13 protein-coding genes, 1 pseudogene and 1 riboswitch are annotated in these 15,834 nt (G+C 68.7%); of the genes and pseudogenes, 5 read left to right on the forward strand and 9 right to left on the reverse strand.

What is annotated here, in order from left to right; all coding sequences use genetic code 11:
• Positions 1-11: 11 nt before the first annotated feature.
• Entirely contained in the window at positions 12-665 is a 654-nt protein-coding gene (locus tag M6G65_RS09690) for a lipoprotein N-acyltransferase Lnb domain-containing protein (RefSeq protein WP_250103870.1), read from the forward strand.
• Between the two features lie 43 nt (positions 666-708).
• On the opposite strand, the gene M6G65_RS09695 is transcribed toward M6G65_RS09690, so the two are convergent.
• Complete coding sequence (locus tag M6G65_RS09695; RefSeq protein WP_238195660.1) at positions 709-1,929, reverse strand: serine hydrolase domain-containing protein; 1,221 nt, start codon at positions 1,927-1,929, stop codon at positions 709-711.
• 384 nt (positions 1,930-2,313) lie between these two features.
• Here M6G65_RS09695 and M6G65_RS09700 point away from each other — a divergent pair, with 384 nt between their 5' ends.
• Positions 2,314-2,640 (forward strand): DMT family transporter, encoded by a 327-nt coding sequence (locus tag M6G65_RS09700; RefSeq protein WP_192709110.1) that lies wholly within the window; start codon positions 2,314-2,316, stop codon positions 2,638-2,640.
• A gap of 55 nt (positions 2,641-2,695) precedes the next feature.
• Here the strand turns inward: M6G65_RS09700 and M6G65_RS09705 are convergent, their stop codons facing one another.
• Positions 2,696-4,852, reverse strand: a complete 2,157-nt coding sequence (locus M6G65_RS09705) for a TonB-dependent receptor (protein ID WP_373323700.1) — start codon at positions 4,850-4,852, stop codon at positions 2,696-2,698.
• Between the two features lie 107 nt (positions 4,853-4,959).
• A riboswitch (cobalamin riboswitch) is annotated at positions 4,960-5,157 on the reverse strand.
• Between the two features lie 248 nt (positions 5,158-5,405).
• Between M6G65_RS09705 and M6G65_RS09710 the strand changes: the two genes are divergently transcribed.
• The 3 genes from M6G65_RS09710 (at position 5,406) to M6G65_RS09720 (ending at position 7,127) form a co-directional block, all read left to right on the forward strand.
• On the forward strand, positions 5,406-5,990 hold the full coding sequence (locus tag M6G65_RS09710; protein ID WP_238195659.1) for a cell wall hydrolase: 585 nt from the start codon (positions 5,406-5,408) through the stop codon (positions 5,988-5,990).
• Positions 5,991-6,223: 233 nt separating this feature from the next.
• A complete protein-coding gene (locus tag M6G65_RS09715; protein WP_238195658.1) occupies positions 6,224-6,424 on the forward strand; it encodes a hypothetical protein in 201 nt (66 codons plus the stop codon).
• Positions 6,425-6,719: 295 nt separating this feature from the next.
• Positions 6,720-7,127, forward strand: a complete 408-nt coding sequence (locus M6G65_RS09720; protein ID WP_238195657.1) for a hypothetical protein — start codon at positions 6,720-6,722, stop codon at positions 7,125-7,127.
• 394 nt (positions 7,128-7,521) lie between these two features.
• Here M6G65_RS09720 and M6G65_RS09725 read toward each other — a convergent pair whose 3' ends face one another.
• The 7 genes and pseudogenes from M6G65_RS09725 to M6G65_RS09755 all read right to left on the reverse strand — a co-directional run bounded on the left by M6G65_RS09725 (position 7,522) and on the right by M6G65_RS09755 (position 15,696).
• Positions 7,522-8,067 carry a transglycosylase SLT domain-containing protein gene (locus M6G65_RS09725; RefSeq protein WP_238195656.1) on the reverse strand — a complete coding sequence of 182 codons (546 nt, stop codon included), beginning with the start codon at positions 8,065-8,067 and terminating at the stop codon, positions 7,522-7,524.
• Entirely contained in the window at positions 8,027-9,088 is a 1,062-nt protein-coding gene (locus M6G65_RS09730; RefSeq protein ID WP_238195655.1) for a flagellar hook-length control protein FliK, read from the reverse strand. The genes M6G65_RS09725 and M6G65_RS09730 overlap by 41 nt, the downstream gene beginning before the upstream one ends.
• Before the next feature lie 491 nt (positions 9,089-9,579).
• Positions 9,580-10,878, reverse strand: coding sequence for a chemotaxis protein (locus M6G65_RS09735; RefSeq protein WP_238195654.1), 1,299 nt, complete (start codon positions 10,876-10,878; stop codon positions 9,580-9,582).
• 70 nt (positions 10,879-10,948) lie between these two features.
• Positions 10,949-12,070 (reverse strand): annotated as a pseudogene (locus M6G65_RS09740) (MotB family protein); the annotation flags it as partial.
• Positions 12,071-12,072: 2 nt separating this feature from the next.
• Positions 12,073-12,699, reverse strand: coding sequence for a hypothetical protein (locus M6G65_RS09745; protein WP_238195652.1), 627 nt, complete (start codon positions 12,697-12,699; stop codon positions 12,073-12,075).
• On the reverse strand, positions 12,699-14,333 hold the full coding sequence (gene fliF, locus M6G65_RS09750; RefSeq protein WP_238195651.1) for a flagellar basal-body MS-ring/collar protein FliF: 1,635 nt from the start codon (positions 14,331-14,333) through the stop codon (positions 12,699-12,701). Before fliF ends, M6G65_RS09745 begins: the two co-directional genes overlap by 1 nt.
• A gap of 169 nt (positions 14,334-14,502) precedes the next feature.
• Entirely contained in the window at positions 14,503-15,696 is a 1,194-nt protein-coding gene (locus M6G65_RS09755; RefSeq protein WP_250103871.1) for a flagellin N-terminal helical domain-containing protein, read from the reverse strand.
• Positions 15,697-15,834 lie beyond the last annotated feature (138 nt).

Consider the following 15,834-nt stretch of genomic DNA (forward strand, 5'->3'; position numbering starts at 1 on the left):
TCCGGCGCTACGTGGCCTCCGTCGACAAGGCGGGCCGGTTCTCCACGGGGCACGCTGCCCTCGGGCAGGGCGACGACCTCTACATCAGCCACTATCCGGCCGTGGAGATCGACCGCTCGCCCGCCAACCTGCGCTCCAGCCTGCGCGCCGGCCCCGAGAACGACGTGCCCGGCCGCTTCCTGCCCTCCCACGCGGCGGAGGTCGGCGACTGGTGCCCGGCCACTGTCGCGGTGACGCTCAACGGCATCGACGCCGCCCGGCTGCGGGCGTTCTGGGATGCTTACCGCCAGGACACCACCTACAATTTCATCAGCCGCAACTGCTCGACGACGGCGGCCCGGGCCCTCGATGTCGCGGCCGAGGGTGCCTTCAGCCGCGGCGGCCATCCCTGGCGGACGCTCGCCAAGGCGCTGACCACCCCGGAATTCTGGGCGGCGGCGTTCCTGCGCAACGGGGCCCGGTCCATGACCTGGACCCCGGGGCTGGTGCTCGATTACACGCGGGCGCTCAGCGCCCTGATCGATCCTGTCTCACCGGTGCCGTCCATCGCCTGGAAGCGCGTCGGATGGCGGCTCGTGCGCAACTGGCGGGCGCGCTCCCTGGCCCGACTGCACCGGATCACCGGCCGCACCCCTGAGCCGCAGCCCGGCCCGACCGAGGCCTGACCGTCCCGGCGGAGGCGGTCTCCCGGCGCGGCAGGGATCCGCGTCACGGATCCTGTCGGGCCGTGGCCGCGAGGTCGGCCGCGATCGCCTGCATCACCGACAGCGTGTCGACCTCGTCCTGCTCGGCGCCATGATCGCTGAGCTTCACGATCACCGTGCCGGTGTCTTGGTTGACGTAGACGTACTGGCCGTAGACGCCGATCGCCGAGATGTCGCTGTCGCTGCCGCCAGGGGCGTGCCACCACTGGGCCGAGTACTGCCAGCCGTCGACCGCGCGCCGAGCCGGCGTCAGGATCCGGTCGATCCAGCGGGCCGGGATGATGCGGTTTCCGCCCGCCCGGCCCTGGTCGGCCACCAGCAGGCCGAGGCGGGCGAAGTCGCGGGCGGTCGCGTTGATGCAGCAGAACGCCTTCTCGAGGCCGCCGGGCCGATCGAGATTCCAGGTGGCGTCGGCCTGCGCACCCATCGGCTTCCAGATCCGCTCGGAGAGGATGTCGGCCAGCGGCTTGCCCTCGACCCGGGCCAGGATCAGGCCGAGCAATTCGGTGTCGATGCTGCGGTAGCGGCCCTGGCTGCCGGGCTTGAACGCCAGATGCGCGTTGTCCCGCACGAAGCCCGCGATGTCCCGGGTCAGGTACATCCCGGCCGTCCCGGTCAGGGGGTGGCGGGGATCGTAGTTCTCCGGCACGGCGATCCCGCTCGCCATGTCGAGGAGGTTGCGCACGGTGATCTGGCCGAAGACCGCGCCGTTCTTCAGGTCGGGCAGGAGGGTGGAGACGCGGTCGGTCTCCGCGAGCTGGCCCCGCGCCACCGCGTCGCCGACCAGCAGCGAGACGATCGACTTCGCCACCGACCAGGACGGGAACAGCGTCGCCGGCCCGGTGCCGGGGCGCTGCCACTCGTGGACCAGGGTCCCGTCCTGCACCACCAGGAAGGCGTTGGTATGGGTCGCCGCCAGCATGTCCATGAGCGGGACCGTCCGGCCCTTCCAGGGCACGCGGTCGAGGATCGGGCGCGACCGGGACGGCAGGTCGCGCGCCCGCGCGGGGGCCTGGATGACCCGGCTCGGGAACCACGGGCCAACCGCCGAAGGCTCGATGACGGCGAGCGCCGCGAGGGTGACGGGATCGGGGACGTTGATCAGCGCGGCAGCCGTCCAGGCGCTGCCCGCCACGGCGGCGGCGCCGACGGCCGCGGTCACGCCCCAGCGTCGGCCCCGGCGTGTGGGGGCCGGAGAATCCGGGATCGCCGGGGACGCGGTCATGCTCGATCTGTGCTGCTCTGAAACGTCGCTGTCGTGGGGCCGCCCAGGCGGCAGCGCGCGACCAAGATGATCAGCACGATGATCAGGAGGCCTTAACGAAAGCCTCAAACCGGCCCTGGGTCGGCCGGGGCCGCGGGCGCGGCGGGAGCCTCCGTCAGTCCTCGGTCACCCGGAGAGATAGGGAGCGGCGCCGGTTCTGAAATGTTCATGGATTCTGTGGCGATGTGATCGGCGACGACTGTCGATGGTCTGCGGCCGATCCGGCGCAGGCTCGGACCGCGGTCGCCACGCGTCGTCTGCGCGGGCACCCGTTTCGAACCCGGTCCCGACACGCCCCGACCGCCCGGTCCGCGAAGCCCGCCCAGCCCGAAAGTTCTCCGTCCCATGAATCCGTACCTGATCCTCGGGCTCGCCATCGGCGCGGAGGTCACCGCCACCTTGGCGCTGAAGGCGGCCGACGGCCTGACGCGGCCGGGGCCGACGCTGATCGTGGCGGTCGGGTACGGCACCGCCCTGTGGCTGATGTCGACCAGCATGGACATGCTGCCGATCGGCGTCGTCTACGCGATCTGGTCCGGCGTCGGCATGATCGGTGCGGCGCTCGGCGGCGCGTGGCTCTATGGCGAGGCGATCAGCCCGACGATGCTGGCGGGCATCGCGGTGATCGCCGTGGGCGTCACCATCCTGGCCGCCGGCCAGGGCCAGCACTGACGCCGCGCGCCCCGTCAGAGCCCGTGCGGCCGGGCTCGTCGCGGCCAGACGGGCCTCAAAAGCGGCCCGCGATGGTCAGGCGCACGGCCGTGGGCTCCACCGGGTGGAATACCCGGTCGATCAGCCCCTCGGCGGCCTCGCCGGGCAGCCGCGAGACATACGCGTAGGTGATCTGGTCGGACTTGCTGTTGGTCAGGTTCAGCACGTCCAGCGAGACGCTGACGCCGTTGGCGAAGGCGTAGCCGATCCGGCCGTTGAAGAGCGCGGTCGCCCGCGAGCGGATCGAATTGTCCTCGATCAGCGGCCGCGGCCCGAAATAGCGCAACCGCAACGATCCGAACCAGCCGAGCGGCTCGCCGAACGTGACGCCGGCCGACGCGACGGTGGTGGGCGCCTCCGGGACCCGGTTGCCCACCGGGTCGTAACTGGTGAACCGGGCATTGGTGATCGTCAGATCGCCCTCCAGCGAGAGCCAGGGCGTCACCGCGTAGCGGTTCGTCCACTCGACCCCGAAGCGCCGGGTCGGACGGCTCGGCTCCGTGGTGCCGGTATCGCCCTGGAAGATGTTCTCGGACGCGAAGTCGAGCCGGAACAGGGCGAGGCTCGTCTCAAGCCCACTGAGCGAGCGGTTGCGCAGGCCCACCTCGTAGCCCGTGGAGGGCACCAGGAACGGCGAGCGGGTGATGGTGAACAGGGGGCTTGCGGGATCCACCGTGGCGGTGACGCCGCGCGCGTCGTTCGAGTGGAAGCCGCCGCCGTAATTCACGTAGAACTCGGTGTCGAACCAGGGACCGAGCACGAGCCCGAGCTTCGGGTTGACAATCCCGTCGGTCGCCTTGCCGGAATTGGCGGGCGTGTACGAGCGGACATCGGCGTAGTAGCCGTCGGCGCGCACGCCCACGCTCGTGCGCAGCCACTCGGTCCAGCGCACCCGCGTGTCCAGGTAGAGCGCGCCGCTCGACTCGAGCACCCGGTCGTCGAGCACCGTCGAACGGTACTGCCGGAGGGTGGTGTTGAACAGGCCGACCCGGATCGAGTCGGTGCGGGTCTGCGCGCCGATCTCGACCTCCAGCGGCCGTCCGAACAGGTCGCCCTGGAAGATGTGCCGCACCTCGCCGCCGCCGAGGATGCGCTGGTCGCGCTGGTGGAACTGGTCGCCGCCGACGGGATCGTTGAGGACATAGGTGAAGTCGTTGAACAGGTTCATCTGATAGCGGATCACGTAGGCCGAGGCCCGCGTCACGCCGGTCTCGTCCGTCGCGCTGAACCGTCCCGAGAGCGAGAAGCGTCCGCTGTCGCCGCCATCCGTGGGATTGAGCGTGCCGTAGCGGCCGATCAGCCCCTCCCCCACGGCGCGCTCCGGGATCTGGTTGGTGGCGGTCCAGCGGGCCGCGTAGGCCATGCCGGTAATCGAGAACCCGTCCAGCGCCGTGCCCTGGCTGTAGCGGGCCACCCCGTTGATCTTGCGTAGCGCGTCCGGAACCACCCACGGCCCATCGTAGACCTGGGCTTCGCCTGCCAGGAGGAGGTTGCCCTCGCCGAGCGGCACGGTCGTGATCGACAGGGCCCGCTTGTAGCCGAACGAGCCGATCGAGGTCAGGGCGAGGTTCTTGGCGGTCGTGTCGAGATAGTCGATCCGCACCGAGCCCGCCGAGGCGAAGTCGCCGTCGCGCACGAAGTACGGCCCCTTGTGGAACGCGACTGCGCCGACAAGCTCCGGGATCAGGAAGTTGAGGTCGGCGTAGCCCTGCCCGTGGGCGTGAGTGCGCATGTTCACCGGCATGCCGTCGACGCTGATGGCGATGTCGGTCCCGTGGTCGAGGTTGAAGCCGCGCAGGAAGTACTGGTTGGCCTTCCCCTCCCCGGAATGTTGGGTGACGATCAGGCCCGGCACCGCCTCCAGCACCTCGCCGGGGCGCGTCACCGGCCGGCTGTTGAGTTGCGCGCCCGTGATCACGCCGGCACTGGCCGAGTCCACGGTGAGCAGCGGGCCGCCGATCCCGGTCGTGCCGCCGACATACCCGGCACTCGCCGACAAGCCGATCCGCGTGGGGGTCGTCGGCTCGGCGGTCACCGAGATTTCTTCGAGCTGCGTCTCGCCGCCGGAGACGGGGCCGGACCGGTCCTGGGCGGAGGCGGCGGACGTCAGGGCTGCCAAGGCTGCCAAGGCTGCAAGGACTGGAAGCGCGGAGCGCACGGGCGGACGGGACACGGGACCTCGGGCGGCGGCAGTGGCACGTCACCGCGAACGAGGCCGTGCCGGCCGCTTCCGCGACCGTCTCCGGCATCCTCCGGGACACCCCGCCCGGCGGACCTCGCGTGTGACCACGACAGACGGCAGGTCTCCTGGCTCGCGGGTCGCCGCCCTCACGTCGTCTTCCCGGGCGAGGCCGCCCAGTGACGTGGTGACGCGAAGGCTCACCGCTTACAGTTGCGGGGGCAGCCGCGGCTTTGGGTCGAACCCGCACCGCATTCCCTTTTGATCCCCGAGGGGGAACCGTCGCGGGCACCATGGGTCGGGCGCCCGAAGCAGGTCAACAGGCCGGCCCCGGTTCACGCGCGCTGTGGCCTGCGCACGACACCGCCGTGCCCGCGCCTCCTGCCCGACCGGGCCGGGGGCCTGAGCCGTCAGGTGGCCGTCGCCACATCATCGCCGTGAACGTGCAGTCAAGCTTGGTCGACGCCAGGTTGCTGAGAGGCGCCGGCCCGAACAGGGCGGCGGCCGCGTGGCGGAACGAGGCTGAAGGAGCACGGAGCGCAGATGCATGCAGGGTAGCGAGAGGACGAAGATTGCTCCTGTCCTGGGTGTCATCGCGATGACCTGCACCCTGGGCGCCTGCAATACTGGCGCGCCGGTGCTCACGACAGGGTCGATTCCGGGCCACAAGCCGCCGATGGTCGTCAGCGATGCCGAGCGCGATTGTCTCGGTCGGGCCATGTATTTCGAGTCGAACCGCAGCGACGGGGATGGGCTGATCGCCGTCGGTACCGTTGTCATGAACCGGCTTGAGAACGCGATCTTCCCGGGCGGCATCTGCGCCGTGGTCGGCCAGCCGGGACAGTTCGCTCCGGGCGTCCTGACCAAGCCGATGCAGGACAAGGACCTCCAGAAGGTCGCCGATGCGGCTGACGCCGTCCTGGCAGGCGAGCGGCACCCGAAGGTCGGGAAGGCGATGTACTTCCACACCGCGGGGCGGCACTTCCCCTACAATAACATGCATTACGTGGCTGTCGCCGGCGGCAACGCCTTCTATGAGAAGCGCGATTCACGATCGGCCCAGCGCGAGAAGGCGCAATTGCCGGCCTCCGTCTCGACCTATGCGGCTGCACCGGGAGCGCCCGCGCCGTAGAGCCGGGCGCGCGGCAGCGAGACGTCGTGCGCGCGGGTCGACAGCATCTCTCCGGTCCGGCGTCTCCGGGACGTCCGGCCCGGGCCCATTGGAGCCTGCAGCCGGACACGAGCCTCGCCCGCCGAGGAGATCCGGATCGACGCGCGAGGCAGAGCACTTTCCGAGGCCGCGATCGAACTCAAGCCTAGCCTTTAGGTTGTATGCTCGCATTCAACTGAGCGACCCCCGCCGCCATGTCCAACGAGGATGGTTTTGACCGCATGGCGCGCGCGGCCATCCGAGCGCATCGGCTGATGGCCCTGTACGGCACGCCGATGATGCAGCACCTGTCGCGCTTGCTGCTGCTGGAGATCGGCCGGGAGATTGCGGCGAGACGCGAGGCGGGCGCCGCCAATGACAATCCGGAAACGTCCGATGACGCGGCCAACGACTGACGGCTCGGAAGCGGTCCGGCCCCTGGGCCGTCTCACGATGACCGAGACGCCTGAATCGTGACGTCTTCCGCCGCGTAGAGGCATATCAGATCCATGACCTGCGGCCAGCCGCAGCACTGTAGGGCCGAATTCCGCTCCGGCGCCTCGTTCGATCGGAAATCACCGACGGGAAGAGATCGAATGCAGCGCCATATCTGTTGATCGAGGATTCTACTCGGGCCTGCGGCATTTACACCCGCGTACAGCAGCCTAGCTTGTCGGTAGAAACTACCCACGAATCATGGGCACCCCACCGATGATCGCCAAACGGGTAGCGCTCGCTGGCGCGCTCCTCCTGCTGAGCATCACGCCGTCGGCCTCTCAGTTGCGCCGCCCACTGACCTGTACGGAGGACGTGTCGGTCGGCCTGGATATGGCAGGCGCGGCGGAGGGCGCGAAGGCGCCGCGCAAGCCCCGAACGTTCTCCCTCGTCTCCAGTGGCGGACTGCTGACCGTGATCTCCGCTGGCCGCTCCGATTATTACGAGTGCCAACCCGCATCCCCGCGGTTGAATGAGCGCACGCCGCGCAATGCGATCAAGTGCCAGAACGGTGTTTACTTCTTGTTGATTGATTTGAACAAGTTAAATTTCGTCGAGGCGCAGCTGAATCCAGAGGATCGCAACGAGGTCAAGGTCAGCTACGGCACGTGCCGCGGTTTATGACGGCCGCTGGCCGCCGAGGATCTGGATCAGGACGTTGGCGGACGAGAGCGGCCTGAGACGGCCGGAGATGCCTTCGCCGGTGGGGCGTCCTCCACACGTTCCATTGGACCACATCGGGGACCAAGCGGTCCGTTCGCCGCATCGGCTCCCGGCCGCAGAACCCTGTGCGCCCGCGCGTGTTGTCGTTTCACCCGGTTCTGACGGGGTGACGAACAGGAGCGGTTCTCAGTGTCTTTCGATGCGTATCACCGTCTCGATGTCTGGTCTCTCATGAATGTATATCGCGCGACATTCGACATCGTCTGCGAGGCCAACCTTCAGCTTCCTTTCGCCATTGCTGAGGCGTGGGGGTTCACCGCCCGCGGATGACGAAAGCAGCCCCTGACGTGCACCGTTACCGGCAGAACTGCGTGGCGGCCGGGGTCCACTGGCCGAAACCCGTGGCAACCATGTTGGCCATCACCCGGCAGATGTAGAGCTTCTGGGCGGCGTTGTTGTGCGGGCCGGCATGGTAGCGCGCCACCGCCAACGTCCAGCTGCCCTCCCGCTTCTTCAACTCGCGGAGGAATTGCGTGGCGTAATCGACATTCGCGCGCGGATCGATCATGGCCTCGATCGATCCGAACTTTGCACCATGATAGTGGTGGTTGATCTGCATGCAGCCGAGGTCGATCAGGCGCACGCCCCTGCGGCGGGCCTCGGTGAAGTGGGCGATCACGTCCCTCGGCCCAGTCGCGAAGTAGGCTGCCCCTTCAATGTTCATGGCGTAGGGTTGGAGCGAGCCGCGCTTGCCCGTTTCCGTCAGGCCGACAGCGTAGAGCACGCCGAGCGGAACGCCGTACTGCACAGAGGCGCGGCCCATCTCGGCCTCGCAGACATTCGCCGCCACTGGGACTGCGCTACAGATAAACGCCGCCGTCGCGAGGACGTACCGTTTCATACGTCCGCTCTCCTTCCCGTCTGTCGGCGGGCAGGGGCTGCTCCGCCTGCCGCTGCCTGTCCCCTCCTTGGCCCGGCCGGGCACCGCCGTCGGCGAAGGAGGGTTGCCCCTGTGACGGCGCGCCTCCGGCCCAGTTCCCAGATTCGGCCGGGCGGCTCTGACTGACCGTGACTGCCGCTTGATAGTGGGCCTGCTTGAGCAGGTCGGTCAGGATGGCCGAGTCCCGGTGCAGCAGCGCCGCCGTCTCGGGCCGCGACGCACGCAGATGCGTCTCGAGCTGTCCGTTCGCGAGCCGCAACTCCACCGTGACGGTCCCGAGGTCCTCCGGCCTGAGCTGGATCCTCAGCGTCCGCAGCGGCCCATCCGGTGTTGCCTTGACGGCAGGGTCGCCGGCGACACGCGTCTCCGATCCGGTCGAAGCCGCAGAGGCCGCACGGTCGATCTCGTCCTTGATCGCCGCCGCGATCGTCGGCAGCGAAGCCGCGGGCAGGCCTGGGCCGGTTCCAGATCGGTCCTGCGTCCCCGCAATGGGACTGCCGTCCCGCGTGCGCCGGTCGGTGGCTTCAAGGATCGTCTTGGCGATCCCGAAGAGCGCACGGCTGTCCTCGCGCGCCGCGATGTCCCCCTTGTCGAGCCCCGCGACAGCGGTCCGAGCCGCCTCGTCGGCGGTGCGGGTCTCCGGCTCAGTCTGGAGGCGGGGCACGCCGATCGCCGCCGCTGCGACGTGTTGGTCCGGCAAGCCGGCCAGACCCGGCTGAGACGTGTCGGCGACGCCGTCCGGCCCTCCGGGTCGGGCAGGCTGAAGCGGAGGGGCGATCAGCTCCGACAATCCTGTCTGATCGGATTGCGTTGCGGTATCGGCGGTGCCTGAGAGGGCCGGCGCTGAGGAGGCCGGCAGCGCGGGAACGCGTTGCGCCGTGACGGGTCGAACCGGCTTGAAGTGAACCGCACGGTCCAGCACCGAAATTTTCGGCGGGCCGCCCGGACCGGATCCGGTGGGCGGGGCCACGCCCGCGGCCACGTTTCCACCCACCCCGAAGTCCGGACCGGGTCCGGATTCCGCCGAAGAACCCGCGGGCGCGGCTGTTGCGCCTGTGCCGGCCGCCATCGGGACGCCCTGTGCCCCGGAATGCGATGTGTCGGGAATCGAGACCGAAGTACTCGTTCCGTTTGCCGTGCCGGATCCCGGCGAGGCCGTCGCGAGGGCTGCGCTCAGGATATTGGCGAGAAGCGCAGCGGCCTCGCTCGGAGCAGGCGGAACGAGAAGGCCTGCACCGGAAGCGGCGTCCGCCCCGTCCCTGTCGCCGGGCGCACGATCCGGATCGTCCGCCTCAGGCGCGTCGGTCCCGGACCGCGGCGCGGCAGCCGGTTTCGAGACCGCACGCATCACGGCTCCGAAGCGGCTATTCGGCTCCGCGGCCGGCGGCTTCTGGACATCGTCCTCCGCATGGGACGGCGCGACCTCCCGCTCGTGTTTGGGGCTGGGTTTCTGAACCGCGGCAGTGATCGTGGTCACGGGCTTGCCTTACTGAGGAGCAGATCAATCCGGTCGATTGTGGCTTGCGCTTTCGGGATCAGGCTCGCGGGCTCGCCAGCAGATTCCGCAACGGCCTGCGCCGGCTTCGCGGTGGCGAGGTTGGCTTCCGGCAGACCGGGCCGTCCGGTCAGCCCGCGTCCGATCTCCTCGGCCGTCGACAGGGCCGTATCGAGGAGGATGACGTCGCGGGCCGTCAGCTTGGCCCTGTCGAGACTCCTCAGAGCCTGGAGCCCGGATTGAAACGTCGTGAGATTCACGATCTCGGCGGCGGCTCGATAGAGCCGGCCCTGCATCGCCTCCGGACTTCCGGGCGCGCAGAGCGCCAGGGCCTTGTCGGCAGCCAGGAGAGCCGAGGCCGTCTTACCCTGTTGGATCGCCGTCCGGGCAATCAGCAGGTAGAGGTCCCGCCGGCTCTCCGGACCGAGCTCGTTCAGGATCCTGTTGAGGACCGCGAAGCGCTCCTCATCCTGCCCGACATCGAACTGGGTTAACTGATAGGCGAGGCGCTGCCGAAAATTGCCCGCATAAATCGAGTGTGGGAACCGGCGCAGGTATTGGATCGCCAACGCCTCGAACTTCTTCAGCTCGCCGAGCTGCCCGAGGGCGAAGATCTCGCGACGCAGGGCTCCTTCCTCGGCCAGGGTCCCCGGCACCAGCAGGCGGACGCCGTCGAGCAGGATGATGGCCCGGTTCGGGTTCTCGGTCACCGTCAGCGAGGCCTGTGTGAGCCCGACCGCCCCAGCTAGCGTCGGCGGCAGATCCGCCGTGTCGACATCCCTGAGCAGCCGATTCGCTTCGGCCTCCCGGCCCTCGATATAGGCGAGTGCGCCGCGCGCGAGCGTCGCCTCGGGCTCGCCGATTCCGTCCCGCGCGGTGAGGTTCCGCAGGATCGCCGGGCCGCCGCCGCTGAGAGCGAACGTGATTGCCGACCGGAGGTTGTGACGGTCGGCCCAGACCTCGGGCGGTGCGCTCAGGAGATCCGCGTTGATCCGGGCGATCAGCACGGGCTGGCTCGCGTGAGCGGCCAGCGACCCGGCTGCCACGCGATCCTGCAGCAATTGCAGCGTGCGCACCCACTCCACAGGCGTGCCCTTCCGCGCCGACGGCTCGGGAACAGGGGGCACAGCCGGCACGGGGCCTGACGGTGCGGGCTGGCCCGGCCGCGCAACGGCAACCGACGCGGAGGCCGGTTCCGCGGCGACCGGATTGGCGATCGCCGTGGTGAGCAGGCCGAGAACAACCGGCAGGGTCCGCCCGATCCTGGTCACCCTCATCCCGGAGACCCTGCAGGAGGATCTCGATCCGCCGGTTCTCGGGCGCCTTCGGATCCGCGGCGTTGCGCGGCGTCCGATCGGCTGCTCCCTCGACGCGCCAGATCCGCGCCTGATCGATCCCGGCACGGGTGAGCATGTAGGCTGCCATATGGGCGCGCGCGGTCGAGAGCCGCCAATTGTCGTAGACCTCGGAGCGGAACGGGCGGTTGTCGGTATGGCCGCGGACGACGATCCGCCCTGGCCGCGCGGCGAGCGCTTTGGCGAGGCGCTCCATGGCCCGCACCATCTCCGGTCTGGGCTCGGCCGAGCCCACCGCGAACATGCTGAAGTTCAGGTCGTCCGTCAGGTTGATCAGGAGCCCTTCCGGCGTGCCCTGGACGTCGACACGGGGGCCGGGCGTGCCGGAGGCGGCAGGCGGGAAGATCTTGGCGATTTCGGCTTTTAGCGCGGCTTGGGCAGCCGCGAGGTCGGGGCCTGCAGGGTTTTGCCCGTTCGCGGCGTCCTCGGCCCTGAGCGCGTTCTCTTGGCCCTCAGGCTGGGGCTCCCCCGGTTTGGCCTCCCCCGGTTTGGCCTCTGCGTCCCGGCGCGTGACAGTCCCGGCGCCGCGCGCATCCGGCTTGGCCAGGGTCGGCGGGGGCGCGATGCCGGCGGACGCGGGACGCTCGGCCCGCGCGGGTGCCAGGGTGGTGACCTGCCAGTAGAGAGGATCAAACGGGTCACGCGGAACCTCGCCGCCCCGGCGTCCCGCCTCGCCGAGATCGCCGATCGTGGCGGTGCTTCGAGGCTTGTCCGGCTCGATCGCGGCCGCGAGATTGGCCAGCACAGAATAGGGATCTTGGAACAGCTCGCGTTCCCGAGCCGCAGATCCCGGCGGCAGGTTGCCGGACCGGTCCCGGACAGTCGCCTCGGCCTCACTGGCCTTGGTGCCCGGCTCCGGATCCGTCGAGGTGGGTTGCGGATCCGTCAGTCCTTTCCGGACCGGCAAGGCCTCGGAGAGGCTGATGGGATTGAAGTAGTTTGCGATGCTGGTCTTGGTTTCCTCGTTCGTGATCTTCATGAGCCACAGGACGAGGAAGAGGGCCATCATCGTGGTCATGAAGTCCGCAAGGGCGATCTTCCAGACACCCCCGTGATGAACGGGTTCCTCCTCGGCCGTCCGCCGAACGATGATGATCTCGGATGGGGGGGCCATGCTCAACGCTCCTCGACCAAGGCGGCGATGCGCTCGCCCCAAGCCTTGAGCCGTGTCTCAATCACGGTTCCATTCGTCCGGATGCGCACGTCAGGGCTGCCGTTGGAATCCACCGTGAGCCGGCCCGATGGCAGGTCCAGGCGCCGCGCGAGCGCCGCGACGAGATCCGCCGGGCCCGTCACGTCGAGAGTCCCCGAGGGGCCGTCCGCCAAAATGGACGCGAGCGTCGCGTGCAGGTCGCCAATCGCCTCTTGGCGGAGGGCCTCCGCCAGGAAGGGCTGCAGAACCCGCGCCAAGCTCTGGGCCAAGCGCGTCTCCAGGGCCTCGGCCTGCGCGGTGAAAGCGCTCGCCAGGACCGCCGATTCGGCTTCCACCCAAAGCTGCCGCGCTTCCGCCAGAGCGGCGGCGGCTGCGTCCCGTTCCGCCGCCACGGCCGCTTCGACGGCCTGCTGCGCCAACGCCTCGCCCTGGCGGCGGCCTTCGTCCCGCGCGGCTGCCGCGAGGGCCTCGAGATCCGGCGTCTGCGGCGGCTCCGCATCCACGCGCTTCGGGGCGAGCGCAGAGAAGGTCGAGGAGGATCGCTGACCCGTGCCCGAGAAGACGGTCCAGACCGGAGGCACGACCGCCATCACGCAGCCTCTTCGCGAGTCAGCCACTGCTTCAGGATATTGGCGACCTGCTCCTCGTCGAGATCAACCAGCTGCTCCAGCTTGCGGATCGGCGAGCGCGCCATCTGATCCGTCAGATCCTCGATGAGGTTGGTATTCGCCGCCGCACTCTGCTCCGTCTGCGCCATGTCGAATGCACCCTCGGCGGCCGATGTCGCGAGGGCGAGCTCCGTTCCGATCTCCGGCGGACGGGCGAGGATCGCGTTGACCGCCGGGCGCAGGCCGAACCAGATCAGCAGGCACCCCACGATGAGGATCGTGGCCGCGTTGATCAGCGTGCCGGACTGGCGCATCAGCGCGTCCCCGAACCCGAGAGCCGGGACGGGAGCGAGGGGCTGGCCGTCGTTCACGAAGCTGACGGCCGCCACCTTGATCTGATCGCCCCGTGCCTTGTTGAAGCCGGATGCCGAAGCGACCAGTTGCTCGATCTCGGCGACCTTGGGCTCGATCTCGACCCGGGTTCCATCCTTGGCGCCGCCCGCGAGCGATTCCAGCCTGGACCGGTTGACCAGCACGGCGACCGAGAGGTTCTTCACGGAATAGCCGTCGCTGACGGTCGAGACCGTCTTGGAGGAGATCTCGAAATTGGACAGCTCCTCGCGGCGCTGGCTCTCGGAGTTCGAGCTCTCGGTTCCCTCGGCGCGGACGCGCTGATCCGGCAGGTTCTGCTGGGCCGTGGTCGGCCTCTGCGGCGCGCGGTTCTGCGCGCTCTCCGTTTCCTTGACGGTCCGCAGCGAGCGCTCGACCTTCTGGTCGGGATTGAAGATCGTCTCGTCGGTCTTGGTCTTGTCGGTGTTCAGCCGCGCCACCACGCTGACCTCGAAATTGTTCGGACCGAGATAAGGGGTGAGCGTCCGGCGGATGTTGTCCTGGATCTCCCGATTGACCGTCTGCTCGAGGCTCGCCAAGCGGCCGGCCGGCGCGGTGGTGCTGTCGTCCCCGGCGAGTAGGACCGTCCCATCGGTGTTGAGCACGGTGACCTTGTCGGGCTTCATGCCCGGGATGGCGGCCGCGACGAGCTGGCGGATGGCCGGCGCCACCGAGGGGTCGTTGGCGGGTTCGGTGCGGACCACCACCGAGGCCGAGGCGGGCTGCTGCTCGCGGCGGAACGAGCCGGGATCCGGCATCACGATATGGACCCGCGCCGCCTTGACGCCCTTGAGCGTCTGGATCGTCCGGGCAATCTCGCCCTCCAGGGCGCGGACCCGGGTGATGTCCTGCATGAACGAGGTCAGGCCGAGGGAGCCCAGATCGTTGAAGAGCTCGTAGCCGGACTTGCCGCTCTGCGGCAGGCCCTTCTCGGCCAGCAGCATGCGGGCCTGCGCGGTCTGCCCGTAGCTGACCAGCACCGCCGTGCCGTCCGCGCTGACGTCGAACGGGATGCCGGCATCCTTGAGCACGGAGCCCATCCGGCTCACGTCGTCTCGGCTGAGGCCGGAATAGAGGGTCTCGCGCAGGGGTCGGCTGAGATAATAGGCGCCGAGGCCAACCGCCAGGAACACCGTGAGGCCGACCAGCCCGAGGGCGATCAGGCGTCTCGGACCCAGCTCCAGGACGTTGTGCCAAAGCTTCTCGAGGTGCTCGCGACCGGGCATCGACAGGACTCACGTCTCCACCGCAGTGGCTCGGCGCCAGCGTGGCGGATCAATCTTGCGTGGGGATGGTGACGCGGAGCGGTCCGGCGCCAAGGAAAAGGCCGCGCGCCCGGAGACGCGCGGCCTGCACCGGCCCGAAGGCCGATGAGGTTGATCGCGAGATCCGGGCTTACGACCGGAACAGGCTGAGGATCTGCTGCGTGCTCTGGTTGGCGATCGTGAGCGACTGGATGCCGAGCTGCTGCTGGACCTGGAGGGCCTTGAGCTTGGTCGACTCGTCTTCCATGCCGGCGTCCACCAGGATGCCGATGCTCTTCTCGTTGTTCTTGATCAGCGTGTCGACGTAGTTCGACTGCGACTGGATCAGGCTCTGCACGGCGCCGAGCTTGGTGGCGACGTCGGTGATGGCGGTCAGCACCTTGTCGGCCATGTTGACGTAGGCGCGCAGCTTCGAGAGGTCGCTGTTCTGGATCGGCGAGATGTCGATCTTGTCGACGGAGAGTTCGTAGGCGTGGTTGAAGCCCTTCTCGTCGGCGCCGGTGACCGCCCAGTTCTTGTCGAGGATGCCGCCCTTGCCGTCGACGCCCGCGGTCGCACCCTTGTTGATGGTCGCAACCGAGGTCTGATAGCTCGCCGCTGCGTTGTCGTAGGCGACCTTCGCAGCGTCGCGGGTTGCCACGGCGGTCGCGCCGAAATCGCTCGCCGCGAAGGTCGCCTGGGCCGCGGCCCAGTTATTCTGGGCGGTAGTCCAGGTGTTGATCGCAGCCGTCGCGCCCGCGGTGCTGTACGCTTGGGCGCCGGTGGTGCCGGCCGCCGCACCCGTCGCCGCCTTGGCGTCGTAGAGCTTGGTCTCGTCGATATTGACCGTGACGGTGCCGACCGAGATCTGGCCCTGGACGCGGGTGAAGGACGCGACGATCTTCCGATCGGCCGAGAAGTTGCCGGCGCCCGAATCGGTGGCGAGCCATGATTCGCCGTTCAGCGTCGCGCTGGTGGCCGAGGTCTTCAGGTCGGTCTGGCGGGCATTGATTTCGGACTGGATCTTGTTCCGGTCCACGCTCGGGCTGAGCGCGGCGGTTAGCTTGTTCTTGAGATCCAGGAACGTGTTCTTGACCTGCTCGAGGCCGTTGACCGCGGAGTTGACGGTGGCGAGGCCCAGACCGATCGAATCTCGAACGGCGTTCAGCGAGCCGTTGTCGGCGCGGATGGTGGTGGCGATCGACCAGTAGGCGGCGTTGTCGGCGGCGGTGGCCACCTTCAGGCCGGTCGAGACGCGGTTGCTGGACCGCTCGAGATCCTGGTTGGTGATCTTGAGCGTGGTGAGCGCCGTCATCGCGGCGGTATTGGTGAACAGGCTCGACATCAGATGTCCCTTTGAGGAAATAACAAGGTGGGACATGCCGGATTCTCACCGGCATAGCAGAGCGGCGTCATGTCTTTGATCTGCCGCGCAGCGCACAGAAGATCAATCTGCTATGATATCGTGGGCGAACCGAGGGTG

It is taken from the genome of Methylobacterium tardum (genome assembly GCF_023546765.1).
GTDB classification, from domain to species: Bacteria; Pseudomonadota; Alphaproteobacteria; order Rhizobiales; family Beijerinckiaceae; genus Methylobacterium; species Methylobacterium tardum.

Coding starts and splice junctions, on each gene's coding strand:
- M6G65_RS09695 (WP_238195660.1), bottom strand. CDS start 1,929: ATGACCGCGTCCCCGGCGATCCCGGATTCTCCGGCCCCCACACGCCGG.
- M6G65_RS09700 (WP_192709110.1), top strand. CDS start 2,314: ATGAATCCGTACCTGATCCTCGGGCTCGCCATCGGCGCGGAGGTCACC.
- M6G65_RS09710 (WP_238195659.1), top strand. CDS start 5,406: ATGCAGGGTAGCGAGAGGACGAAGATTGCTCCTGTCCTGGGTGTCATC.
- M6G65_RS09715 (WP_238195658.1), top strand. CDS start 6,224: ATGTCCAACGAGGATGGTTTTGACCGCATGGCGCGCGCGGCCATCCGA.
- M6G65_RS09720 (WP_238195657.1), top strand. CDS start 6,720: ATGATCGCCAAACGGGTAGCGCTCGCTGGCGCGCTCCTCCTGCTGAGC.
- M6G65_RS09725 (WP_238195656.1), bottom strand. CDS start 8,067: ATGAAACGGTACGTCCTCGCGACGGCGGCGTTTATCTGTAGCGCAGTC.
- M6G65_RS09735 (WP_238195654.1), bottom strand. CDS start 10,878: ATGAGGGTGACCAGGATCGGGCGGACCCTGCCGGTTGTTCTCGGCCTG.
- M6G65_RS09745 (WP_238195652.1), bottom strand. CDS start 12,699: ATGGCGGTCGTGCCTCCGGTCTGGACCGTCTTCTCGGGCACGGGTCAG.
- fliF (WP_238195651.1), bottom strand. CDS start 14,333: ATGCCCGGTCGCGAGCACCTCGAGAAGCTTTGGCACAACGTCCTGGAG.
- M6G65_RS09755 (WP_250103871.1), bottom strand. CDS start 15,696: ATGTCGAGCCTGTTCACCAATACCGCCGCGATGACGGCGCTCACCACG.